A 22,902-nucleotide genomic window follows, 5' to 3' on the forward strand; every position below is an offset into this window, starting at 1 on the left:
CGGCTGTCGTGGTCCTGGCCATCGCCCGTCGGCTCCTGGCCGCCATTCCCGTGCTGATCGGCCTGTCGATCATCGTCTTTGCGATGATGGCGCTGATCCCCGGCGATACGGCTCAGGCGATCCTCGGCTCCTATGCCACGCCCGACAACGTGGCGCGGTTGAACGCGCAGCTCGGGCTCGACCGCAGCCTGCCCGAGCAGTACCTCGCCTGGGCCGGCAACGTCCTTCAAGGCGATCTCGGCCAATCCTACATCCTGAACCGCCCGGTCCTGACGGAGGTGGGGGAGCGCTTCACCGCCACGCTGATCCTGGCCGGAACGGCGCTGGTGCTCGCCTCGCTGATCGGGGTGGGCGCCGGCATCATCTCGGCCGTGCGGCAGTTCGGCTGGGTCGACAGGACGGTGACCTTCGTCGTGCTGATCGGCATATCCATGCCGGCTTTTCTGCTGGGGCTGCTGCTCATCCTGATCTTTGCCGTGCGGCTGCGCTGGCTGCCGGCGTCCGGCATGTATGCCGTCTATGGCGGCGGCGACCTGCCGGACCTTCTGCGCCATCTCATCCTTCCAGCCATCACCCTGTCGGTGGTGGCTGCCGGGGTCATCGCGCGCCTGTCGCGCGCGGCGATGCTGGACGTGCTGCGCCAGGACTTCATCCGCACCGCCCGCGCCAAGGGGCTGTCGGAGGCGCGCGTCACCCGGCGCCATGCGCTGCGCGCCGCCATGGTGCAGATCATCCCCGTGCTCGGCCTGCAGGCCGGCTTCGTCCTGGGGGGCGCGGTCTATGTCGAAACGGTCTTCCAGTGGCCGGGCCTCGGCGCCATGCTGGTCCAGGCCGTCGCCACGCGCGATCTTCTCCTGGTGCAGGGCGGCGTTCTCGTGGCCGCCGCAGCTTATGTCCTGGTCAACCTGATCGCCGATTTGTGCCAGGCCATGCTCGATCCGAGGCTGCGCGCATGAGCGCCGCACGGCCATCCACCCTGCGGCTCCTGGCCGCCAACCGGCTCGGCGCGATCGGGCTGGTCCTGTTCACGCTCATCGCCCTGGCTGCGCTGCTGGCGCCCATCCTGCCGCTGGCCGATCCCAATGCCACCGATACGGCTGCGCGGCTGCGGCCGCTCTTCAGCCCCGGCCATCTGCTCGGCACCGATCCGCTCGGACGGGACGTCCTGTCGCGCCTCGTCTGGGGGACGCGGGTTTCGCTTGCGGTCGGCATCGGGGCGACGCTCGTCGCCGCCCTTATCGGCACCGTGCTCGGCCTCGTCGCCGGCTATGCCGGTCGCCGTACCGATACGGTGCTGATGCGCCTCGTCGATATGCTGATGGCCTTTCCCTACATCCTTCTGGCGCTGGCCATCGTGGCGGTGCTGGGGCCGGGCCTGATCAACGCGCTCTATGCCATCGCCGTCGTGAACGTGCCCTTCTTCGCCCGCAACATACGCGGCCGCGTCATGGGCCTGTCCCACCAGCCCTTCGTCGATGCGGCACGGCTGTCCGGCAAGGGGCCGGTGGCGATCGTCGTTACGGAAATCCTGCCCAATGTCATGCCGATCGTGGTGATCGCCATGACGTCGACCATCGGCTGGATGATTCTGGAAACGGCGGGCCTGTCCTTCCTTGGCCTCGGCGCGCAGCCGCCGCAGGCCGATCTCGGCTCCATGCTCGGGGAAGGGCGGGCGCAGCTCTTCACCGCGCCGCATGTGGCGCTGGTGCCGGGCTTGATGATCTTCCTCCTGGTCATGAGCATCAACCTGGCGGGCGACGGAATCCGCGATCTCCTGGACCCGCGGCTGCGCTCCGGCGCCCTGTCCCGGCCGCAGGCCGTCACGGAGCTGGACCGACGCGGCGTGCCGGCCGCCCCGCCTGTGCCGCGCCAGGGGCTCGACGTTCAGACCCTTTCGGTCGGCTTCCGGTCCGGCCGGTCGATCGTGCCGGCCGTGTCGGAGGTATGCTTCACGCTGTCGCCCGGGGAATGCCTCGGCCTGATCGGCGAGTCCGGATCGGGCAAGAGCGTGACCGCGCTGGCGCTCACGGGGCTGGTCGCCTCGCCGCCCGGCATCGTCACCGGCGGGGCCGTCCGGCTGGACGGGCAAGACGTGCTGGAGCGGCCGGAGCGGATGGCGGCCCTTCGGGGGCGGCGCGTCGCCTATGTCTTTCAGGACCCGTTGACGACGCTGCACCCCATGATGCCCGTCGGCCGCCAGGTCCAGGAGGCGGTGACGGCGCACAGGCCGATGGGGCGCAGGGCGGCGCGCGCCAAGGCCCTGGAGTTGATGCGACAGGTGGGCATTCCGGCGCCGCAGGAGCGCTTCGGCGCCTTTCCGCACGAATTGTCCGGCGGGCAGCGGCAACGGATCGGCATTGCCATGGCGCTGGCGAACGATCCGGACATTCTCATCGCCGACGAGCCGACGACGGCGCTCGACGTCACCGTGCAGGCCCGGATCCTGCAGCTCCTGCAAAGCCTGCAGCGGGAGCGCGGCTTGGCGCTCATCCTGATCACCCATGATTTCGGCATCGTCGCGGGCATGTGCGACCGCGTGGCCGTGATGCGCCACGGCCGGATCGTCGAAACGGGCCCGACGCGGGACATCCTGTCCGCGCCCGCAGACGTCTATACGCAGCGGTTGATCGCCAGCGTACCCCAGCCGGGCGAGGGGCGGCGCTTCCTGGCCCGCATGCGTGCCCTGGCCGACGCGGTCGCACTGGAGCGCCAGGCATGAGTGCGGAACAACCCATCCTGGCAGCGCAGAACCTGACGCGCCGCTATGGCGGTGGCATCCTGTCCCGCGCACCGGCCGTGACGGCCGTGGATGGTGTCAGCCTTGCGGTCCGCGCCGGGCAGACGCTCGCCATCGTGGGAGAGTCGGGTTCGGGCAAGAGCACGGTGGCGCGCATGCTGGTCGGGTTGGAGCGGCCGGACCTGGGATCGGTGACGATCGACGGCCGGGACATGGCCGCGCTCGGCTACCATGCGCGCCGCCAGCTCGGCCGGACGATCCAGTATGTGTTCCAGGATCCGATCGCATCCTTGAACCCGCGCCATTCGGTGGCACGGATTCTCGACGGGACCCTGCGACGCCTGGCCGGCGTGGCACCGGCCGCGGCCCGGCGCGACGCCATGGAGGCGCTTCTGGCGCTGGTCGGTCTGCCGGGGGATTCACTGGAGCGCTATCCGCACGAGTTTTCCGGCGGGCAGGCGCAACGCATCGCCATCGCCCGGGCGCTGGCCGCGCAGGCACGCATCCTGGTGCTGGACGAGCCGGTCAGCGCGCTGGACGTTTCGGTGCAGGCGCAGGTCCTCCTGCTCCTCGACCGTCTGCGCACGCAGCTGGGCCTCACCTACGTCTTCATCAGCCACGACCTGGCGGTGATCGAGGCCGTGGCGGATACCGTCCTCGTGATGCAGGCCGGGAGGGTGGTGGAGGAGGGCCCCGCTGCGGCGCTCTTCGCAAGGCCGAAGACGGGTTACACGCGCCAGCTTCTCGACAGCGCACCCAGGATGGAGCCCGGTGGAGGCTGGCTTGCTCCTCCGGCGCGACACGCGTAACTGGAGCACGACGAACTCCATGGCAATGCGGTGCGATCCGCCCGCCACCCGATCAAAGGACGCGGTGCATGAGCGACACGGTGCAGTATCGGGCTTTCGTGATCCTTCTGGGGATCGTATCCATCGCCTTTCTATGGCTGATCTGGCCCTTCTACGGCGCCATCCTGTGGGCGGTCGTGCTGGCCGTCCTGTTCCATCCGATGCACGGTTGGTTGCTGGCGCGGTTGAACGGCCGGCGCAGCATCGCCGCCCTCGTCAGCGTTCTCACCTGCATTCTGGTCGCGATCATTCCCATGGTGCTGCTGGCGGGATCGATCGTGCAGGAGGGGCGGGCGGTCTATAGCCGCATCTCCAGCGAGGGGTTCGAGCCGGCGACCTACGCCCAGGCCCTCTATTCCCGCCTGCCGACCGAGGTCCAGGGCTGGCTGGACGGGCTGGGGGCCAGCAACATTTCGGAGCAGATCACCTCCGCCTTCGCCCAGGCGGGGCAGATGATCGCCGGGCGCGCCTGGAGCTTCGGGCAGGGAACGCTCGGCTTCTTTGTCGCCGCCGGCCTGATGATCTACCTTCTGTTCTTCCTGTTCCGCGATGGCGACAGAATTACCCAGGCGATCCGCCATGCCATGCCGCTCAAGCCGGATCACACGGATGCCGTCCTGAACCGCTTCATCTCCGTCGTGCGGGCGACGGTGAAGGGCAATTTCATCATCGCCGCCATCCAGGGCCTGATCGGCGGCCTGGCCTTCTGGGCGCTCGGCGTCAACGGCGCGATCCTGTGGGGGACCATCATGGCCTTCCTGTCGCTGCTGCCGGCCGTCGGCGCCGCCATCGTATGGGTGCCGGTCGCGGTGCATTTCTTCCTGACCGGGCAATATGTGCAGGGCGCGATCCTGGTCTTTGTCGGGGTGGCGGTGATCGGCCTGGTCGACAACATCCTGCGGCCGCCCCTGGTCGGCAAGGAGACGCGGCTGCCCGATTACATGGTGCTCTTCTCCACGGTCGGCGGACTGGCGATTCTGGGGATCAACGGCTTCATCATCGGCCCGCTCATCGCCGCGCTCTTCGTGACTATGTGGTCGCTCTTTTCCGAGGAGCGCCGCCAGCAGACCATCACCGATGCCGGCGGGCGCCCGCTGCGCCGTTGACCGGGCGACAGTTGCGGCGGGCGCAACGCTTTGTTGCGCAATCCGCCGCTACCGGAGGCATCGAGCCTGATTAGGCTGCGTAAAATCACGCCGCCAATGGCCGGTGTCCACGAAATGTGCAATGCAGCATGGAGAAGAGTATGAACCGTGTCCTGTCCAGGGATGCGATCGCGTTGCACCTCGTGGTGCTCGCCATCGTGGTCGTTGCCGATCTGATCGGCGTCATCCGCATTCCCATCGGCATCGCCACGGTGATCCTTCTGCCGATCCTGTACGCCTTCGCCATCGGCGTGGCGCTGAACCCGGCCCTTTTGAGCGCGACGCGCCGCATCCTGACGCCCCGCTCCACCCAGATCGCGGGGACGATGATCACCATCGCCATCATGCCCTTCATCGCCCGGTTCGGAACGACGGTCGGGCCGGAGATCGAGGCGATCATCGAAGCGGGTCCGGCGCTGATCCTGCAGGAGATCGGCAATCTCGGCACCATCGCCATCGCCTTTCCCGTGGCCGTGTTCCTCCTGCGCATGGGGCGCGAGGCCATCGGCGCGAGCTACTCGATCGACCGGGAGCCGAACCTGGCGCTGATCGCCGAGAAATACGGGCTGAACAGCCCGGAGGGCGCCGGCGCGATGGGCGTCTACGCCACGGGGACGCTGATCGGCACCTTCGTCTTCGCCATCATGCCGCCGCTCATCGCCGCGCTCGGCATCTTCGACATCCGGGCTCTGGCCATGTCCTGCGGGGTCGGGTCCGGCTCCATGCTCGCCGCCTGCACTGGCAGCCTCGTCGCCATCATGCCCGATCAGGAGCAGCTCATCGTCGCACTGGCTGCCGCCAGCAACATCCTGACCTACGCCACGGGGCTCTATGTCGGCATGTTCGTGGCCCTGCCGCTGACCGAATGGCTCTACCGCCAGTCCCGCCCGCACGAATTCACCGCCAAGGCCTGAGGATTTCATCATGACCAACCTCAATCGCAACGCGGAAGCGGAACTCGCCGGGATCGTGGCGCAGGACGACATGGGCGCCATCCCGCTGGCCGAAAAGATGCTCATGCTGGTGGTGGCCTGCGCCATCGGGCTCGTCGCCAACTGGGCCGCCACGGGAACCTCTCCGGTGGAGGCGCTGCCCGGCATGGCGGTGCTGTTCGGGGCATCGGCGCTCGGCCTCGTCGTCGCGCGGATCGTTCCCTTGAGCATTCCCGCGGTGGCCTGGGTCTCGCTCATCGCCATTGCGCTGACCATCCCCGGAATGCCGGGTGCGGCGGCCGTGCTGGAGGCCGTGACCAAGCTCAACTTCCTGGCGCTCGCCACGCCCGCGCTCGCCTATGGCGGACTCGCGCTCACGCATCGCGAGTTCCAGATTGCGCGTCAGTCCGGCTGGAAGATCGTCATCGTGGCGATCTGCGTGATGTTCGGCACCTATATCGGCTCCGTCATCATCGCCGACCTGACCCTGCGGTTCTTCGGCTGAACGACCGCCCACCCGAAGGCCACCCAGGAGGCACCCCATGGCAGAGCCGGTTCCGACGAAGCATGTCGAGGAAGCCATAGGCTGGCGGCGCGATCTGCACCGGCACCCCGAACTGGCCTACCAGGAAGAGCGCACCGCCGACTTCGTGGCACGCCAGCTCACCGCTTTCGGCCTGAGCGTGCGCCGTGGCTATGGCGGGACAGGACTCGTCGCCAGCCTGACGCGCGGCACTTCGCGGCGGGTCATCGGCCTGCGCGCCGACATGGATGCCCTGCCGATTGCCGAAGCCACGGGGGCCGAGCATGCCTCGACCCGGCCCGGCGTCATGCATGCCTGCGGGCATGACGGCCATGTGGCCATGCTCGTGGCCGCAGCCCGGGAACTGTCGTCGCGGCCCGGCCTCGACGGCACCATCCACTTCATCTTTCAGCCGGCGGAAGAGGTGGAGGGCGGTGCCCACGCCATGGCGCGGGACGGGCTGTTCAGCGACTTTCCCCTCGACGAAATCTACGCCATCCACAACTGGCCGGCCCTGCCGCCCGGGCATCTGGTGGCGCGCGATGATGCGATGATGGCCGCCTTCGCAACCTTCGATATCGTCGTCACCGGGCGCGGCGCGCACGGCGCCATGCCGCATCAGGGGGCCGATCCGGTGCTGGCCGCCGGCCAGCTCGTCGCAGCGCTCCAGGGTGTCGTGGCGCGCAACGTTTCTCCTCTGGAGAGCGCCGTCGTGTCGGTGACGCAGATCCACGGGGGCGATGCCTATAATGTCATCCCCGAGACGGTGAACCTGAAGGGGACGACGCGCTGGTTCGAGCCTGCCGTGGGCGATCTTCTGGAAACACGGATGCGCCAGACGGCCGAGGGGATCGCTGCCGCCTTCGGCTGCCGGGCCGATCTGCGCTACGACCGGCTATACCCCGCAACGATCAATGCGCCGGAGCCGGCGGCCCATGTGCGCGACGTGGCGGCCCGCATCACGGGGCTGACCGTCGAGACGGCGCCGCCCAGCATGGCCGCGGAGGACTTCGCCTTCATGCTGCAACAGGTACCGGGCGCCTATATCTGGCTCGGGGCGGGTCGAACGGGCGAAAACCCCGGCCTTCATTCCCCGCGCTTCGACTTCAACGACGCCATCCTGGCCGATGGCGTCGCCTTCTGGCGCGACCTTGCCGCCGCCCGGCTGGCAGCCGCCTGATCCGGTGGAGTTTCTCGACGCCAAGGCCCTGCGGCATTTCCTGGCCGTGGTGCGGCATGGCTCCTTCCGGGGCGCGGCGGAGCATCTGAACGTGGCGCCGTCGGCGGTCAGCCGCCAGATGGCGGAGCTGGAGCAGGAACTCGGCCTGCCCCTGTTCGAGCGGACAGCGCGGGGCGTGACGCTGACCCCCGCCGGCACGCTCCTTCTGGAGCATGGCCGGCGCATGGGCGATGCCCATGGCGTCCTGAATGCCGAGCTCGACCGGCTGAAGGGCGGCGAGCAACGGCGCATCGCCATCGCCTGCGGCGAAGGCTTTGTCGGGGATCTCGTCCAGAACGGCATCAAGCCCTTCATGGCGATCCACCCGCAGCTGCGCCACGGGCTGACGCTGCTGGGCACGGATGCGATCCTGGAAGCCATCGCCAATGGCGAGGCCGATATCGGCATCGTCTACAACCCGCCCGTGGACACGCGCATGCGCTCCATCGCCATCAAGCGCCAGCCGCTCTGCATCGTGGCCTGTGCGGGCCTGTTCGCGCCGGGGCCGGCCGATCTGGCAGCCTGCCTGCGCCAGCCCGTGGCGCTTTTGACCAAGGGGCACGGCATCCGCCAGCTCGTGGCCCGGATGGCGGCCGATGCCGGGCTGGCCCTGCAGCCGGTGCTGGAAACCCCGTCGATCGAAGCGCTGCGCCGGTTCGCCATCTGCGGAGCCGGCGCGAGCTTCCTGCCGCATTTCGCCGTGGCGGACGACGTGGCGGCCGGCCATGCGCTCACCGCGCAGGAGATCGATCATCCGCTGGCGCGCCAGGCCAGCGCCCATCTGATCGTGCGGGCGCATCGGCGGCTGCCGGCCTCGGTCGAGCAGCTGGCGAGCCATCTGGCGCAGCATATGGCGGCGTTTCGCCTGTAGTCCGCCATCACGGTTGCGCGGCAAGCAACGCTTCGTTCCGCGCAAGGCGGCTACCTCTCATGCGCCCGGCGGCACAGGATGCGTCCGACAACAAAGAAAAGGAGCCGCGGCGCATGACGCAGGATGATGTGAAGCAGGCGAGCGTGGGCGTGATCGGCCTTGGCGCCATGGGCTTCGGCATGGCCGCGACCCTGGCACAAGCGGGCTTTGCCGTGACGGGCTACGATCTCGACCCCGCCAAGGCGAGCGCGGCGCAGGAGGCAGGCTTCGCCTTTGCCAAAGAGCCGGAGGCGGCGCTTGCGACGGCCACGCATATCGTCTTTTCCCTGCCGACGGCGCAGGATGTCGCCGGCATCGTGGAGGCGCATGCGAACGCCATCGGCCGGCATGCCGCAGGGCGGGTCGTCGTCATCGACACCTCGACCTCGGAGCCGGATGTCAGCCGGGCGCTGGCGGCCCGCCTCGACACGCTCGGCCACGGCTTTCTCGACGCGCCCGTCAGCGGCGGGCCGGCCGGTGCGGCGAACGGCCAGCTCACCATGATGATCGGCGGCGACGAAGGCGATCTGGCGCTGGCACGGCCGGTCGTGGAAGCCATGGCCGCCAAGATCCTGCATGTGGGGCCGAGCGGGGCCGGCAATGTCGCCAAGCTGGTCAACAACCTTCTCGTCGCGGCGCATATGCTCACCACGCGCGAAGCCCTGAGCCTGGCCGCCGGCGCGGGCGTGGACCCGCAATCCGTGCTGCGCGTCCTTAACGCGGCGACGGGCCGCAGCGCCTTGAGCGAGGTGCATTTTCCCAACTGGGTCATGTCCGGACGCTTCGACAGCGGCTTCTCCATGGGGCTGATGCGCAAGGATGTGCGGCTGGCCGGCGAGATGGCCGATGCTTTCGATGTGGACCTGCCTTTGTGCAACCAGGTCCGCACGCTGTGGGCCGAGAGCGCGGAGCGCCTGTCCGACCGCGACGACTTCACCCGCATGGGCGATTACCAGGCAGCGTTTCCAACCGCGCGCAAAGAGAAGGCATGACGATGATGGATCATCTCGAGACGGCGCCGGACCAGAGCGCACGCATCCTGGAACTGTGGGCCGGCTTCGTGCCGGGCAAGCGCATCGGCAGCCTGGTCGATGGCGCCATACTGGAGGGGACCGGCGCGGCGCTGGAGCTGATCGACCCGACCAACGGCACCGCCTTCGCGAACTTCAACGATGCGGGCGATGCGGTCGTGGACGCGGCCATGGCGAGCGCGACCCTGGCCCAGCGCGCCTGGGCCGCCATGACGGCATCGGCGCGCGGCCGCGTCCTCTATGAGATCGGACGGCTCGTCCGGCAGAATGCCGAGGCGATCGCCGAGCTGGAGTGCCGTGCGGCCGGCCGTCCCATCCGCGACATGCGGGGTGAGGCCCAGCGCGTGGCAGAGATGTTCGAGTACTACGCCGGCTGGTGCGACAAGCTGCATGGCGAGGTCATCCCCGTGCCGTCGAGCCATCTGAACTATACGCGCCGCGAGCCGCTGGGCGTCGTCACGCAGATCACGCCGTGGAACGCGCCGCTCTTTACGGGCGGCTGGCAGATCGCGCCGGCCATCGCGGCCGGCAACGGCGTCGTGATCAAGCCGTCCGAACTCACGCCCTTGTCGACCATTATCCTGGGCATTTTGTGCGAAAAGGCCGGCGCGCCGCGCGGGCTGGTCAACGTGCTGGCAGGGCAGGGTTCGACGACCGGGGCCGCGGCCGTCGGCCATGCGGCGACAGCGCTGGTGGTCTTTGTCGGTTCGTCCGGCGGCGGCATGGCCGTTGCCGAGGCGGCCGCACGCAATCTCATCCCCTGTATCCTGGAGCTCGGCGGCAAGTCGGCCAACATCGTCTTTCCGGATGCCGATCTGGACCGCGCGGTGCTGGGCGCGCAATCGGCCATCTTCGGGGGCGCCGGGCAAAGCTGCGTCGCGGGGTCCCGCCTGCTGGTGCATCGTTCGGTGCATGCGCAGTTCGTCGAGCGCTATGCGCAGGCGGCCGGGCGCATTCCCTTCGGCCACCCGGCCGAGCCGATGACGCAGATCGGGCCGATCAACAACCGCCGCCAGTTCGAAAAGATCGATGCCATGGTGGCGCGCGGCGTGAGCGAGGGCGCAAGGCTGGCCGGTGGCGGGCGTGCCGGCGGCGCGCTCGGCCAGAGCGGCGGCTTCTTCTACGCACCGACGATCCTCGACGGGGTCTTGCCGCAGATGGAGATCGCCCGCGAGGAGGTGTTCGGCCCCGTTGTCGCGGTCATGACCTTCGAGACGGAGGAGGAGGCCGTGGCCCTGGCCAATGCCACGCCCTATGGGCTGGCCGGCGCCGTCTGGACCCAGAACGTCGCCCGCGCCCACCGCGTGGCTGCCGGGGTTCGGGCCGGAACCTTCTGGATCAACGGCTACAAGACGATCAACGTCATGTCGCCCTTCGGCGGTTTCGGCAAGAGCGGCTACGGGCGCTCCAGCGGGCTCGAGGCGATGCACGCCTATACCCAGCCAAAGAGCGTCTGGGTCGAGACGGCCGAAAACCCACCCGTCGCCTTCGGTTATTCGGGCTGAGGCAGCCCTTCACACATCGGCGACGCCTGGGGCGGGAGGTGGTGGCGGCGCGCATATCGGTTGTGCCGCCGACACCAAGGTCGTGGATCGTACTCAAGACTGGCCACATTAACCCGAAAGACCCGGAATGCTGACGATCTTCGGATCGGCCGGGTCCAGGAATCGTCGAACGGGTTCGGGGAGCCAGCGGTCGGACGGATTGTGTACCCCGCATCGCGATACCAGGGCGCGCAGGTCGGTGGTCGCTCCCATGTGCCGGAACATCATGCGGGAGGCATAGGGCGTGTTCTCGCACCGCCAGGCCACACCCATGGTGATGCCGCGCAGATAGGTCCGCTGGTGGGTTTCGAAGGGGACGAGCGTCGTCTGCGAGATCATCACGTCACGCCCCAGGCTGCGCTCGACGATGAAGATCCGGTTCCGCGACCAGGCGACGGTTCCCACATATTTCGACAATTGGCGGATGGCATTGTCCGCATCGGCGATGCGCTCCAGCGTCTTGAGCGAGACGGTGCCGTCATCCTCCGCCCGCATGACGGCGCAGGAGCAGACCACCTTGCCCGGCCAGGACATGGACAGGTGGTAGGTCTGGTAGAAGCCGAGATAGGGCTGCAATGCCGCAAGATCGCCCGGGAAGCCGTCCTTGAGCACCGCGCCCACATGCCGCTCGGTGCGCGGTGCGTTGAGCGCCTGCGCAAAGGCTTGCTGCGGCAGGGCAAAATCCTGTGCGGTCAGGCCGAAGCGCTGGGCGATGCGCTGCCGATTGTGGGCCGAGGGCAGGGTCTGCCCGTGGATGTAGCGATTGAACTGCTGTCGATTGATCCCGACCTCGCGGCAGATTTCCGAGATCGACCGCCGGGTCGCGCAAGCGGACTGCAGGTTGCGCGCGTAATTCGTCCAATCCGTCATGATGGTAGCGTAAAGCAGCGTAAGCCTGCGTCAAGTCGCGAAATTGCATCCATTTTGAACAGGCCGATGATCCGGGCGAATTTCCGTGCACATTTGTCGAAGGAACGCCCATGTCCGATTTTCGGAACCGCATGTCCCTCCTGAACGCACAGTTCAGCCGTCGCCGATTCCTCCAGACGACGGCCCTCGCAGGTGCGGCGGCAGCGGCGGTTCCTTTGATCGGCACCGGATCGGCCATGGCGCAGACGCCGCAGCGGGGCGGCAATTTCCGCATGGGCCTGAGCGGCGGCGCTACGACAGACAGCCTGGATCCTGCGCTTGCCAGCGGCACGGTGGCCTTCGTCGCCTGCCATTGCTGGGGCGATACGCTGGTGGAGTCCGATCCGAAGACGGGTGAGCCCTTGCCCTCGCTCGCCACCTCGTGGTCGCCATCGCCCGATGCGAAGGTCTGGACGTTCAAGATCCGGGACGGGGTGCGTTTCCATGACGGCTCCGCCATGACGGTGGACGATGTCGTCGCCACGCTCAAGCGACATACGGACGAGAATTCCAAATCCGGTGCGCTGGGTCTTCTGGGCGGCGTGACGGCCATCGAGAACACGGGCGGGGACCTCGTCGTCACGCTGCGCGAGGGCGATGCGGACCTGCCGCTGACCATGACGGACTACCACCTGCAGATCCAGCCGAAGGGCGGCGTCGACAATCCGACCGCGGCGATCGGCACCGGCCCCTACAAGCTGGCGAGCCACCAGGCCGGCGTGCGTACCACCTTCGAGCGCAACGCGGACGACTGGCGCGACGACCGCGGCTTCGTCGACAGCGTCGAGCTGATCGTGATGAACGATTCCACCGCGCGCATGGCGGCCCTGTCGTCCGGGCAGGTCCAGTTCATCAACACGGTGGATCCGAAGACGGTCAACCTTCTGGGCCGCGCGCCCAATGTCGAGGTGATCCAGACCTCCGGCAAGGGCTTTTACAGCTTCCTGATGCACTGCGACACGGCGCCCTTCGACAATAACGACCTGCGCCTGGCGCTGAAATACGCCATCGACCGCGAGGCGATCCTGCAGCGGGCCATCGGCGGCTTCGGCACGCTCGGCAACGACTACCCCGTGAATGAAAACTACCTGCTCGCGCCGGAGGGGATCGAGCAGCGGGCCTACGATCCCGACAAGGCGGCCTTCCACTACAAGCAGGCGGGCCATGAGGGGCCGATCCTCCTGCGCACGTCGGATGCCGCCTTCCCCGGAGCGGTGGACGCTGCCGTCCTGTTCCAGCAAAGCGCCCGCGCGGCCGGCATCACGCTCGACGTGCGGCGGGAGCCGGCCGACGGCTACTGGACCAATGTATGGAACGTGCAGCCATTCTCCGCCTCCTACTGGGGCGGCCGGCCGACGCAGGACCTGCGCTACACGACCTCCTACCTGTCCAGCGCCGAATGGAACGATACGCGCTTCAAGCGTGAGGATTTCGACGCGCTCCTGGTCAAGGCCCGCGGCGAACTGGACGAGGCCAAGCGCCGGACGATGTACCGCGACATGGCCATCATGGTGCGGGACGAGGGCGGGCTGATCCTGCCGGTCTTCAACGATTACCTGAACGCCGCCTCCAAGACGATGCGCGGCTGGGTGGACGATATCGGCAACGATCTTTCCAATGGGCGCCTGGCCAGCCGGATCTGGCTGGAGGCGTGATGGCCGGACTGATCCTGCGACGGCTCGGCATCGGCCTCGTACTGTTGGTTGCCGTGTCCGTCCTGATCTTCTGGGGCATCGAGGCGCTGCCGGGAGATTTCGCCACCACCTATCTGGGGCAGTCGGCCACGCCCCAAGCCATCGCCAACATTCGCGCGCAGCTCGGCCTCGACGCGCCAGCCTCGACCCGCTACCTCGCCTGGCTGGGCGGCATCGCCACGGGCGATTTCGGCAACAGCTGGGCCAGCGGAATGCCGGTCGGCGGGCAGATCGCCGAACGGCTCGGCAATTCGCTCTTCCTGGCCGGCGCGGCGGCCGTGGTGGCAGTGCCGCTGGCCGTTGGGCTAGGGCTCGTGGCGGTGATGTTCCGCGACCGCTGGCAGGACCGTACGATCAACATCGTATCGCTGGCGGCCGTATCGCTTCCGGAGTTCTTCGTCGGCTACCTCCTGATCCTCGTCTTTGCCGTCAATTTCGGCGTGGCCACCTTTCCCGCCACGGTCTTTGCCGGGATGGGCTTTTTCGAGCGCCTGTCGGCGATCGTCCTGCCGGCGGCGACGCTGGTCATCGTGGTGCTGGCCCATATGATGCGCATGACGCGGGCCGCGATCCTGAACGTGATGGCGGCGCCCTACGTGGAAACGGCGGAGCTGAAGGGGCTCTCCAGGTTCCGGGTCATCCTGCGCCATGCCGCACCCAACGCCCTGGCGCCGATCATCAACGTGGTGGCGCTGAACCTGGCCTATCTGGTGGTCGGCGTCGTCGTGGTCGAAGTGGTCTTCGTCTATCCGGGAATGGGGCAATATATGGTGGATGCCGTGACGGTGCGGGACCTTCCGGTCGTGCAGGCCTGCGGCCTCGTCTTCGCCGCCTTCTACATCACCATCAACATGATCGCGGATATTCTGGCCATCATCGCCAATCCGCGGCTGAGGCACCCACGATGAAGGCGCGCGACATTCCCGCAAGCGCCTGGATCGGCCTTTTCGGCATTGCAATTGCGCTGGCCTGCGCACTGTTTGCGCCGCTCCTCGCCCCCTATGGCGAAACGGAAATCGTCGGCAGCGTCTGGGAGCCGATCAGCACCGCCTTTCCGCTCGGAACCGACAATCTGGGGCGCGATATCCTGTCGCGGCTGATTTATGGCACCCGCACGACGCTCGGCGTCGCGCTGGCCGCCACGATCCTGTCCTTTTCCATCGGCGTTTTCCTGAGCTTCGTGGCGGCCGTCACCGGCGGGGCGGTCGATCAGGGCCTGTCGCGGCTGAACGATCTTTTGATGGCCATACCCACGCTGATCTTCGCCCTGGTCGTCCTGGCGGTGCTGCCGCAGGATATCTGGATCCTGATCCTGGTCATGGCGGTTCTGGATTCGACACGCGTGTACCGGCTCGGCCGCGCCGTGGCGCTCGACGTGGCGGTCATGGAGTTCGTGGAGGCCGCCCGCCTGCGCGGCGAGCGCACATCCTGGATTATCCTGCGGGAGATCCTGCCCAACACGCTGTCGCCGCTCCTGGCCGAATTCGGCCTGCGCTTTGCCTTCGCCACGCTGTTCCTGTCGACGCTGTCGTTCCTGGGTCTCGGCATCCAGCCGCCGGCCGCCGACTGGGGCGGCATGGTCAAGGACAACAAGGACGGCATCATCTTCGGCGTGTCGGCCGCGCTCGTTCCGGGCGCGACGCTGGCCGTCTTCGCCATCTGCGTCAACCTTGTGGTGGACTGGCTCCTGCGCCGCACCACATCGCTGAAGGGAGGGCGCGGCGATGGCTGAGCTTCTCGACATCCGCAACCTTCGTATCGTTGCGCCGGACGGCGCCGGCGGCGAAGCGGTCATCGTCGATGACGTCTCCTTCCGGCTGGAGCGCGGCAAGGTGCTCGGCCTGATCGGCGAATCCGGCGCCGGAAAGTCGACCATCGGCTTGGCTTCCATGGCTTATGGCCGCGGCGCGGTCCGCATTTCGGGCGGCGAGATCCTGCTGGACGGGCAGGATCTCACCACGCTGTCCGCCCGAAGCATCCGCCAGTTGCGCGGCAGGCGCGTGGCCTATGTGGCCCAGTCGGCCGCCGCCGCCTTCAACCCGGCGCATCGGATCGGCACGCAGGTGATCGAGGCCGCGCTGCGGCACGGCACGATGCGCCGCGACGCGGCCATGGCCCGCGCACGCGCCTTGTTCGCCACGCTCGGCCTTCCGGACCCCGATACGTTCGGAAACCGGTTCCCCCACCAGGTGTCCGGCGGCCAGTTGCAGCGGGCCATGACGGCCATGGCCCTGTGCGCCGGGCCGGAGCTCATCGTCTTCGACGAACCGACCACCGCGCTCGACGTGACCACGCAGATCGGCGTCCTGGCCGCGATCCGCCGCGCCATTCGAGAGACGGGCACGGCCGCCATCTACATCACCCACGATCTGGCCGTGGTGGCCCAGATCGCCGACGACATCATGGTGCTGCGCCACGGCCGCATGGTCGAAACCGGCACCGCGCGCCAGATCGTCGATGCGCCCCGGCAGGATTATACGCGCGCGCTCGTCTCCGTCCGGCACGAAACGGGCGTGGAGGCCGAAGGGGAGGGCGAGCGCCTCTTGACTATCGATCATGTCACGGCGCGCTACGGCTCGGGCGGCACGGTGCTCGACGACGTGTCCCTGTCGGTCCCGCGCGGCCGAACCGTGGCCGTCGTGGGAGAGAGCGGGTCCGGCAAGTCCACCCTCGCGCGGGTCATCACCGGGCTCCTGCCGCCGGCGCAGGGCAGGGTGCAGCTCGAGGGGCGCGATCTTTCACCTGCCCTTGGCGGGCGCTCCAAGGCCGATCGGCGCCGCATCCAGCTGATCTACCAGATGGCCGATACCGCCCTGAACCCGCGCCAGACGGTGGCCGACATCGTCGGCCGGCCGCTCACCTTTTATGAAGGGCTGCGCGGACGCGCGCGGGCGGCACGGGTGGCGGCGCTGCTCGACGAAATCGAAATCCCGCAGGCGCTTGCCGGGCGTTACCCGGCGGAGCTTTCGGGCGGCCAGAAGCAGCGTGTCGCCATTGCGCGGGCGCTGGCGGCGCAACCCGACCTCGTCATCTGCGACGAGCCGACATCGGCGCTCGACCCGCTCGTGGCGCAGGGGATCCTCAAGCTCCTGCGCCGCATCCAGCGCGAACGGGGCACGTCCTACCTGTTCATCACCCATGACATCGCCACCGTGCGCGCCATAGCGGACGCGGTGGCGGTCATGCATCGCGGCCGGATCGTGCGGTCCGGTCCGCGCTCGCAGGCACTGAACCCGCCTTTCGACGACTATACCGCCCGGCTGATGAACTCCGTGCCGGACATGCGCGTCGGCTGGCTCGACGAGGCGATCGCCGCCGCAGGCCGCGCCTGACGCTTGATGCGTCCACCGGACCGGCTGCCGGACGGGCGGCCGGCCTTGGCAAGCAAACCACAGAGACCATGACATGAATGCCAGACCCCATACGGTGATCGAGAACCAGTGGATCACCCTGAAGGACGGAACGCGCCTTGCGGCCCGCATCTTCCTGCCGGACGACAGCGTGACATCCCCCGTGCCGGCGGTTCTCGAATTCCTGCCCTATCGCAAGCGCAACGGCACGGCCCCGCGCGACGAATCCACCTACCCCGTCTTCGCCGCAGCCGGCATTGCCGGGGTGCGGGTCGATATTCGCGGCTCGGGAGAATCGGACGGGGTCATCGACGGGGAATATACCGAGCGGGAGCTGAGCGATGCCTGCGAGGTCATCGCCTGGATCGCCGCACAGGATTGGTCCAATGGCCGGGTCGGCATGATGGGCATTTCCTGGGGCGGCTTCAACTGCCTGCAGGTGGCGGCACTCAAACCGCCGGCCCTGAAGGCCGTCATCAGCATCGCCTCCACGGTCGATCGCTACAATGACGATATCCATTACAAGAACGGAACCCACCTGTCGGCGCAGCTCTCCTGGGCCGCGACGATGCTGGCCTATCAGTCGCGCTCCCCGGACCGGGAAATCGTCGGGGACGACTGGCGGCGCCTGTGGCTGGAGCGGCTGGAAGGCGAACCCTTCTTCATGGAAAGCTGGCTGGAACACCAGCGGCGTGACGCCTTCTGGGAACACGGTTCGATCTGCGAGGATTTCGCCGGCTTCGACGTGCCCGCTCTGGTCATTGCCGGCTGGGCCGATGGCTACCGCAACACGCCCTTCAAGGCCCTGGCCGGCATGCCGGACCGCATCCATGCGCTGATCGGCCCCTGGATCCACAAATACCCTCATTTCGCCTGGCCGCGCCCGCGGGCGGATTTCCATGCCGAGGCCATTGCCTGGTGGAACCACTGGCTGCGCGACGCGCCCAACGGCGCCGAGACGACCCCGCGTCTGCGTGCTTTCATCCAGGATGGCCCGCGGCCGGCGCTCCGGCGCGAGCACGAGCCGGGCTATTGGGTGTCCAAGCCGGACTGGATCGCACCGCAGACGCTCGCCCTCTATCCCGACGGCGCGGGCGGCTTGACGTCCCGGGCGCCGGCCGATGCGGGGACGGTGGCGCTGCGCTCGCCGCTCGCCACGGGAACGGCGGCCGGCGAATGGTTCACCCTCAAGCCGGATGCCGAGATGGCCGGCGACCAGCGGGTGGACGATGCCGGATCGCTCACCTTCGAAACCGCGCCGCTCGATGCGGAGATGGTGCTTCTGGGCCTGCCGGAACTGACCGTTTCGGTGGCGAGCGATGCGCCGCTCGCCAATCTGTGCGCGCGGCTCGTCGATGTGCATCCGGACGGCACGGCAACGCGCATCAGCTTCGGCGTCCTGAACCTGGCCCATCGTGGTGGGAATGCCGAGCCGCAACCCATGGTGCCTGGCCGCGCGGACACCATCCGCCTCCTGCTCGATGCCTGCGGCTACCGCCTGGCCCCCGGTCACCGGCTTCGGCTGTCCCTGTCGACGGCCTACTGGCCGATGATCCTGCCGCCGCCCTTCGATGCCACGCTGACCTTCGATCTGGCGCGGTTCGAACTGCGGCTGCCACTTCTCGGGGCGCATGAGCGTATCGCCATTCCCGAGCCGGCCGATCCCGATCCGCTCCCCCATTACGAAGAGCTGGAGCCCGGCGCCACGCGCCGCAGCGTCGAACGCGACCTCATGACCGGGACGGTGCATTACCGCATTTTCGAGGATACCGGCCTCAGCCGGCACCCCGGCAACATGCTCGCCTCCCGCGATGTGCGCGACGAGGTCTGGTCCATCCGGGAGGGCGACCCGCTTTCGGCCACGGGACGCTCCGAATGGACCTGCGTCATCGCACGGGACGGGTGGGAAACGCGCACGAACTGTGTGGCAACGCTCGCCTGTACTGCAGAGAGCTATGTCATCCATGCGGATATGCAGGCCTACGAGAACGGCGTCCTCGTGTTCGAAAAGCGGTTCGACCGCACGCTGCCCCGCGATCACATGTGATCGACCGGCGCGGCGCGCCGGTCGGTCATCGTGGCTCTAGCGCCGGCGGCCGGCCTGCGCGGACAGGGCGCAGGTCACTGCTGCGCCGAGCGCCACCAGGGCGAGAGCCTGAACGGGGTGCCGCTGGGCGAAGGTGTAGCTGCTGAAGGGGCGGCCCCCGCCATTGGGCGAGTGGGCCGCACCATCTTCTGCCGGCTCGAACAGATTGTCGGAGCGCGTCGATGGCTTGCCGGTGCGCTGGACCACCGGCATGGTCAGTCCAAGAAAACGGTCCATCAGGGACGGCGTGGCGCGGTAGGCCTGGATCATCAGCCGGCCGGCTCCCCCCACCGTCACGTCCCTGACCGGGTGGCAGGCAGCGTGGAGGATGGCCCGGGCGACGATCTCGGGCGCATAGATTGGCGGCGCGACCGTCGGTTCGCTGTCGAGGTGGTTCCGGGCATGCTGGGGGAAGGGGGTGCCGATGCCCGACGGCTTGACGAGCGTCACGGCCACCGGCGCGCCTTCCTTCCACAGCTCCATGCGCAGAGCTTCGGTGAATCCTTTCACCGCGTGTTTGGTGGCGGAATAGGCGCTGAGGAGCGGGATCGGCAGCTCGGAATTGATCGAGCCGATATTGATCAGCGCCCCGCCGCCCGGCCGCTTGCGGAAATGCTCGACGGCAAGCCGGGACCCGTGGACGACGCCCCAGTAATTGGTTTCGAAGAGCCGGCGGTGCTCGTCGAGCGGCAGGTCCATCAACTCGCAGTAAACCCCGACGCCGGCATTGTTGACGAAGGTATCGAAGCCGCCGAAGGCATCCTGCGCGACGGTCGAAACCTTTGCAAAAGCCTCGGCATCGGCCACATCCGCAACGACATGGACGGCATTGCCGCCTTTGGCACGGATCTCATCCTCGACCTGCCGGAGCGCATCCGCATTGCGGGCAACAAGGATCAGGCGCGCACCGGCGGCTGCGGCGGCGCGGGCCGTCGCGAGCCCGATCCCCGATGTCGCCCCGGTGATGACGATGGTCTGGCGGTTCAGCGGTTTCAGTCGCACATGCATGGAAAGCCTCCGATGGTTCGTCAGGCTAATCCCGTCATGAAGCTGCAGTTGCTGCAGCGCCTTCGGCCTTTGCGGAGGCGGCTAAGCGACGGTGCGCGCAGAGAATGGGTCAGTCGAGCAGCCAGGCCAGGGACCGGCGGAGCTGCGCCGTACCGTCGCGGTCGAACCAGCGGCCATGGGAAAAGATGACGCGTTCGGGCGCAAGGCCAACCATGATACGGGCCGCCTCCCGCGCACTGCCGCCCTTCAGCCGGACGATGGCGCGCAGATAGACCGGGGCGCGGCCGCGCGGGGCGGTGACGCCCGCCAGATGCGCGGCCGGCCGAAGCAGCGCAGGAAGCCGCGCCGGTTCGATGTTCTGCACAAGATCCGTCAACACCAGGGTCCGGCTTCCCACATGAAAGAGCGCCACTTCGCAAAAGCCGCCGGCGCCGCGCACCAGAATATGCTCGATCTCCTGCGACCAGGCATCCGGCGCGAGGCGTCCCAGATCGTGATCCAGCCGCAGATTGCTCCGGCGCACCGGGCCGCGTTGGCGCAGTCCCGGCGCGGCCCATGTCGTGGCGTCGGGGAACTGCGCCTGCCATTGCGCCAGGAATGTCCAATGGGCCACATTGGGCGCGATGAGGTGGCGGACGGTGCCGATCCCGGCCAGGCTTTCCTTCAGCGGAACGGTCAGGCGTGTCGGGGAATGCAGGATCAGCGATCCGTCCGACAGGCGCAGCACCGTCATGCGAACCGGCAGCGGAATGCCGAATGCCCGCATGGGGCCGCTATCGACGATCCAAATGCCGTCGGCGACCGGCTTCAGAAGGTCGAGCGGCGGGTAGGTGACGTCGGTGCCCATCATGCAGTCTCCGGTGGCAGAGGAAGGGTTGGCGCGCGGGCCGATATGCCGGGGCGTTCGAACCAGTCGAGGCAACCGGCAAGACCGATCGTATCGCTGACGAGAAGCGCCCCGCCGCGATAGAGGGCCATGCGGCTTGCGCCGGGTGGCAGTTCGATCGCAAAGACCGAATCCGTATTGTCAGCCCAGACGAGCCGACCATCGGCCGCCAGCACCGCGCTCATGGCCTGCGCCGGCGTCGTGCCCGGACGAAAGACCACCAGTGTGGCCGTGTCGGCGCCGACAAAGGGCGGCATCAAGGCCAGCGTGCCGGCCACGAGAACCAGCGCCGCCAGTGTCGGCGCACCGGCCCGCGCGCTGCCACCGGGCGAGCCGGGCCGGCGTCCGAGCCACAAGCCCGCAGCCATGGCACCGACGCCGAAGACGGCGAACCAGACCAGGTCCCAGACGAGCGGCGTTTCGGAATCCATGCGGATCCGGTGAATACCGAGGATCCAGTGCGACAGGACGGCGTCGAGACAATGCCAAAGGCCGAAACCGATCAGCGCCGAGGCCAGAATCTGCCGCCCCGTGCCCGGAGCGGCGAGTGACGAGCGGCGCCGCAGAAGCAGGACCAGGCCTCCCGCGGCAATCACATACAGGACCGCATGAAACAGGCCATCCGCGAGGATCTGCATCCGCACATCGCTCAGGCGTCCACTGTCCAGCCCCGACAGAAGATGATGCCACTGCAGGATCTGGTGGAGGAGAATGCCGTCGAAGAAGCCGCCCAGCGCGATGCCGAGAGCGACGGCCGGTGCCGCCAGCCCACCCGGCGCCGTCTTTTCGAGGCTTTGCTTCATGCGGCCAGCTCCGATCCGGTCCCGTTTGTCACCCGGAAGGATAAGGGCTGCGCTCCCTGTGGCCATGCCGGGCGCCATGCAATTTCGTTGGCCGGACCTCCTTTCGCCTGCACGCCAAACTCCGCACGCATTGACAACGACGGACATTCGTATCATATGATACGCATTGTTGTATCAAAGGGTATAACTATGCGGGAGCCTGTCGCCGTTTCAGTTCATGCGCCGCCTGCCGGAAAGACGGCGACCATCGTCAAGGCGGTGGTGCGGGCGACGGAATCCTGGGGTTTGACGAACCGCCAGTCCGCGCTGCTCTTCGACGTGCCACCGGCAACCTGGGGGCGGATGAAGGCGGGCGCCTTCAGCGGGCGGCTCGATGTCGACAAGCTCACCCGGGCCAGCCTGATCGTCGGCATTTTCAAGGCGTTGCGGCTTCTGTTCAACCGCTCCATGGTCACGGCCTGGCCGACGGCCCAGAATGCCGGGCCCGTCTTCCAGGGCCGCACGCCCGTGGATTACATGATCGAGGGCGGCATTCCGGCCATGCTGCGGACGCGCCGTTACCTGGACGGCGTCCGGGGCGGCCTATGATCGCGCAGACGCAGTTCGAGGAACGCTGCGCGGTGCGGCTGATCTCCACCGCCTATATCGAGGAGCCGGCCATGGCACCGCTCTTCGACACGTGGGAGGAGGAAGCCGTCCTGAACGAGCTGGAGGGGCTGACCTCCGCCCGGCGCGGCTCGCTCGCCCTGCCCGATGGCGTGACGGCAGAAGAGCTGCTGCACGAAAGCTACGGCTATGGATGGACCCTCGTCAACGCCGCCTTCTGCCATGCCCGGCCACCCGGCAACCGGTTCAACGACGAGCATCGCGGCGCATGGTATGCAGCCTTCGGAGAGGGCGCGGCGGACACTGCCGAGGCCGAGGTCTCATACCATATTGCAGTCGCGCTGAAGGACGCCGGTGCGGTGGAGGAACTGGTCGCCTACCGGCAGATCCTGTCCTCCTTCGCCTGCCCGATGCACGATCTGCGGCGCGAGCCTGACCATCCCGCGCTCGCCCCGGAGCCGGCATCCGGCTACCCGGTCGGCCAGGCGTTGGCCCGCCAGGTGCGGGCACAGGGCGGCAACGGCATTCTCTACCCCTCCGTCCGGCGGACGGGCGGGGAGTGCGTGGCGGTCCTGCGCCCCTCCGTCATCCAGAACGTGCGCCAGGGCGATATGGTCCTGATGGAATGGGACGGGCAGGCCATCAGCCGGAGGGTGCTGGCCGCCGCGTGA

Annotated in this window: 21 protein-coding genes; 17 read left to right on the forward strand and 4 right to left on the reverse strand. The window is 68.0% G+C overall.

From position 1 onward, the window contains the following. Window positions 1-8 precede the first annotated feature (8 nt). The 10 genes from AUL30_RS14990 to AUL30_RS15035 all read left to right on the forward strand — a co-directional run bounded on the left by AUL30_RS14990 (window position 9) and on the right by AUL30_RS15035 (window position 10,850). Window positions 9-956: an ABC transporter permease gene (locus tag AUL30_RS14990; protein WP_062228714.1), complete on the forward strand. Its 948-nt coding sequence runs from the start codon at window positions 9-11 to the stop codon at window positions 954-956. Further along, window positions 953-2,719 (forward strand): dipeptide/oligopeptide/nickel ABC transporter permease/ATP-binding protein, encoded by a 1,767-nt coding sequence (locus AUL30_RS14995; protein WP_062228715.1) that lies wholly within the window; start codon window positions 953-955, stop codon window positions 2,717-2,719. Before AUL30_RS14990 ends, AUL30_RS14995 begins: the two co-directional genes overlap by 4 nt. Beyond that, complete coding sequence (locus AUL30_RS15000) at window positions 2,716-3,546, forward strand: ATP-binding cassette domain-containing protein (protein ID WP_062228716.1); 831 nt, start codon at window positions 2,716-2,718, stop codon at window positions 3,544-3,546. Before AUL30_RS14995 ends, AUL30_RS15000 begins: the two co-directional genes overlap by 4 nt. Window positions 3,547-3,614: 68 nt before the next feature. Continuing rightward, complete coding sequence (locus AUL30_RS15005; protein WP_062228717.1) at window positions 3,615-4,691, forward strand: AI-2E family transporter; 1,077 nt, start codon at window positions 3,615-3,617, stop codon at window positions 4,689-4,691. Window positions 4,692-4,819: 128 nt separating this feature from the next. After that, entirely contained in the window at window positions 4,820-5,644 is an 825-nt protein-coding gene (locus AUL30_RS15010; RefSeq protein ID WP_202814518.1) for a DUF3100 domain-containing protein, read from the forward strand. A 10-nt stretch (window positions 5,645-5,654) separates the two neighbouring features. Continuing rightward, complete coding sequence (locus tag AUL30_RS15015) at window positions 5,655-6,167, forward strand: hypothetical protein (protein ID WP_062228719.1); 513 nt, start codon at window positions 5,655-5,657, stop codon at window positions 6,165-6,167. 37 nt (window positions 6,168-6,204) lie between these two features. Further along, entirely contained in the window at window positions 6,205-7,365 is a 1,161-nt protein-coding gene (locus AUL30_RS15020; protein ID WP_062228720.1) for a M20 aminoacylase family protein, read from the forward strand. A 4-nt stretch (window positions 7,366-7,369) separates the two neighbouring features. Continuing rightward, entirely contained in the window at window positions 7,370-8,275 is a 906-nt protein-coding gene (locus AUL30_RS15025) for a LysR family transcriptional regulator (RefSeq protein WP_062228902.1), read from the forward strand. A 59-nt stretch (window positions 8,276-8,334) separates the two neighbouring features. Then, on the forward strand, window positions 8,335-9,306 hold the full coding sequence (locus AUL30_RS15030; protein ID WP_083507965.1) for an NAD(P)-dependent oxidoreductase: 972 nt from the start codon (window positions 8,335-8,337) through the stop codon (window positions 9,304-9,306). A 5-nt stretch (window positions 9,307-9,311) separates the two neighbouring features. Then, entirely contained in the window at window positions 9,312-10,850 is a 1,539-nt protein-coding gene (locus tag AUL30_RS15035; RefSeq protein ID WP_062228904.1) for an aldehyde dehydrogenase family protein, read from the forward strand. 108 nt (window positions 10,851-10,958) lie between these two features. Here the strand turns inward: AUL30_RS15035 and AUL30_RS15040 are convergent, their stop codons facing one another. Then, window positions 10,959-11,759 (reverse strand): helix-turn-helix domain-containing protein, encoded by an 801-nt coding sequence (locus AUL30_RS15040; RefSeq protein ID WP_062228721.1) that lies wholly within the window; start codon window positions 11,757-11,759, stop codon window positions 10,959-10,961. Between the two features lie 110 nt (window positions 11,760-11,869). On the opposite strand from AUL30_RS15040, the gene AUL30_RS15045 reads away from it, so the two are divergent. From AUL30_RS15045 to AUL30_RS15065, 5 genes are all read left to right on the forward strand, one after another. After that, on the forward strand, window positions 11,870-13,453 hold the full coding sequence (locus AUL30_RS15045) for an ABC transporter substrate-binding protein (protein WP_062228722.1): 1,584 nt from the start codon (window positions 11,870-11,872) through the stop codon (window positions 13,451-13,453). Further along, complete coding sequence (locus tag AUL30_RS15050; RefSeq protein ID WP_062228723.1) at window positions 13,453-14,400, forward strand: ABC transporter permease; 948 nt, start codon at window positions 13,453-13,455, stop codon at window positions 14,398-14,400. The genes AUL30_RS15045 and AUL30_RS15050 overlap by 1 nt, the downstream gene beginning before the upstream one ends. Beyond that, a complete protein-coding gene (locus AUL30_RS15055; protein ID WP_062228724.1) occupies window positions 14,397-15,224 on the forward strand; it encodes an ABC transporter permease in 828 nt (275 codons plus the stop codon). Before AUL30_RS15050 ends, AUL30_RS15055 begins: the two co-directional genes overlap by 4 nt. Then, the gene (locus tag AUL30_RS15060; protein ID WP_062228725.1) at window positions 15,217-16,824 is read left to right on the forward strand and encodes an ABC transporter ATP-binding protein; all 1,608 of its coding nucleotides are present in this window, start codon (window positions 15,217-15,219) and stop codon (window positions 16,822-16,824) included. Before AUL30_RS15055 ends, AUL30_RS15060 begins: the two co-directional genes overlap by 8 nt. A gap of 73 nt (window positions 16,825-16,897) precedes the next feature. Then, window positions 16,898-18,889: a CocE/NonD family hydrolase gene (locus AUL30_RS15065; RefSeq protein ID WP_062228726.1), complete on the forward strand. Its 1,992-nt coding sequence runs from the start codon at window positions 16,898-16,900 to the stop codon at window positions 18,887-18,889. A gap of 36 nt (window positions 18,890-18,925) precedes the next feature. Here AUL30_RS15065 and AUL30_RS15070 read toward each other — a convergent pair whose 3' ends face one another. The 3 genes from AUL30_RS15070 to AUL30_RS15080 all read right to left on the reverse strand — a co-directional run bounded on the left by AUL30_RS15070 (window position 18,926) and on the right by AUL30_RS15080 (window position 21,625). After that, a complete protein-coding gene (locus tag AUL30_RS15070) occupies window positions 18,926-19,936 on the reverse strand; it encodes an SDR family oxidoreductase (protein WP_062228727.1) in 1,011 nt (336 codons plus the stop codon). A 109-nt stretch (window positions 19,937-20,045) separates the two neighbouring features. Continuing rightward, window positions 20,046-20,786: a DUF4336 domain-containing protein gene (locus AUL30_RS15075; RefSeq protein ID WP_244490853.1), complete on the reverse strand. Its 741-nt coding sequence runs from the start codon at window positions 20,784-20,786 to the stop codon at window positions 20,046-20,048. Continuing rightward, the gene (locus tag AUL30_RS15080) at window positions 20,783-21,625 is read right to left on the reverse strand and encodes a DUF2243 domain-containing protein (protein WP_062228905.1); all 843 of its coding nucleotides are present in this window, start codon (window positions 21,623-21,625) and stop codon (window positions 20,783-20,785) included. The genes AUL30_RS15075 and AUL30_RS15080 overlap by 4 nt, the downstream gene beginning before the upstream one ends. Before the next feature lie 189 nt (window positions 21,626-21,814). On the opposite strand from AUL30_RS15080, the gene AUL30_RS20140 reads away from it, so the two are divergent. Continuing rightward, window positions 21,815-22,213: an antitoxin Xre-like helix-turn-helix domain-containing protein gene (locus AUL30_RS20140; protein ID WP_157070206.1), complete on the forward strand. Its 399-nt coding sequence runs from the start codon at window positions 21,815-21,817 to the stop codon at window positions 22,211-22,213. Further along, on the forward strand, window positions 22,210-22,902 hold the full coding sequence (locus tag AUL30_RS15090) for an RES family NAD+ phosphorylase (protein ID WP_062228730.1): 693 nt from the start codon (window positions 22,210-22,212) through the stop codon (window positions 22,900-22,902). Before AUL30_RS20140 ends, AUL30_RS15090 begins: the two co-directional genes overlap by 4 nt.

The organism is Aureimonas frigidaquae (assembly GCF_001463905.1).
GTDB classification, from domain to species: domain Bacteria; phylum Pseudomonadota; class Alphaproteobacteria; order Rhizobiales; family Rhizobiaceae; genus Aureimonas; species Aureimonas frigidaquae.

Coding starts and splice junctions, on each gene's coding strand:
- AUL30_RS15045 (WP_062228722.1), top strand. CDS start 11,870: ATGTCCGATTTTCGGAACCGCATGTCCCTCCTGAACGCACAGTTCAGC.
- AUL30_RS15015 (WP_062228719.1), top strand. CDS start 5,655: ATGACCAACCTCAATCGCAACGCGGAAGCGGAACTCGCCGGGATCGTG.
- AUL30_RS15055 (WP_062228724.1), top strand. CDS start 14,397: ATGAAGGCGCGCGACATTCCCGCAAGCGCCTGGATCGGCCTTTTCGGC.
- AUL30_RS15060 (WP_062228725.1), top strand. CDS start 15,217: ATGGCTGAGCTTCTCGACATCCGCAACCTTCGTATCGTTGCGCCGGAC.
- AUL30_RS15035 (WP_062228904.1), top strand. CDS start 9,312: ATGGATCATCTCGAGACGGCGCCGGACCAGAGCGCACGCATCCTGGAA.
- AUL30_RS15010 (WP_202814518.1), top strand. CDS start 4,820: ATGGAGAAGAGTATGAACCGTGTCCTGTCCAGGGATGCGATCGCGTTG.
- AUL30_RS15065 (WP_062228726.1), top strand. CDS start 16,898: ATGAATGCCAGACCCCATACGGTGATCGAGAACCAGTGGATCACCCTG.
- AUL30_RS20140 (WP_157070206.1), top strand. CDS start 21,815: ATGCGGGAGCCTGTCGCCGTTTCAGTTCATGCGCCGCCTGCCGGAAAG.
- AUL30_RS15090 (WP_062228730.1), top strand. CDS start 22,210: ATGATCGCGCAGACGCAGTTCGAGGAACGCTGCGCGGTGCGGCTGATC.
- AUL30_RS15070 (WP_062228727.1), bottom strand. CDS start 19,936: ATGCATGTGCGACTGAAACCGCTGAACCGCCAGACCATCGTCATCACC.
- AUL30_RS15020 (WP_062228720.1), top strand. CDS start 6,205: ATGGCAGAGCCGGTTCCGACGAAGCATGTCGAGGAAGCCATAGGCTGG.
- AUL30_RS15080 (WP_062228905.1), bottom strand. CDS start 21,625: ATGAAGCAAAGCCTCGAAAAGACGGCGCCGGGTGGGCTGGCGGCACCG.
- AUL30_RS15030 (WP_083507965.1), top strand. CDS start 8,335: ATGCGCCCGGCGGCACAGGATGCGTCCGACAACAAAGAAAAGGAGCCG.
- AUL30_RS15075 (WP_244490853.1), bottom strand. CDS start 20,786: ATGATGGGCACCGACGTCACCTACCCGCCGCTCGACCTTCTGAAGCCG.
- AUL30_RS15050 (WP_062228723.1), top strand. CDS start 13,453: ATGGCCGGACTGATCCTGCGACGGCTCGGCATCGGCCTCGTACTGTTG.
- AUL30_RS15005 (WP_062228717.1), top strand. CDS start 3,615: ATGAGCGACACGGTGCAGTATCGGGCTTTCGTGATCCTTCTGGGGATC.
- AUL30_RS15040 (WP_062228721.1), bottom strand. CDS start 11,759: ATGACGGATTGGACGAATTACGCGCGCAACCTGCAGTCCGCTTGCGCG.
- AUL30_RS14995 (WP_062228715.1), top strand. CDS start 953: ATGAGCGCCGCACGGCCATCCACCCTGCGGCTCCTGGCCGCCAACCGG.
- AUL30_RS15000 (WP_062228716.1), top strand. CDS start 2,716: ATGAGTGCGGAACAACCCATCCTGGCAGCGCAGAACCTGACGCGCCGC.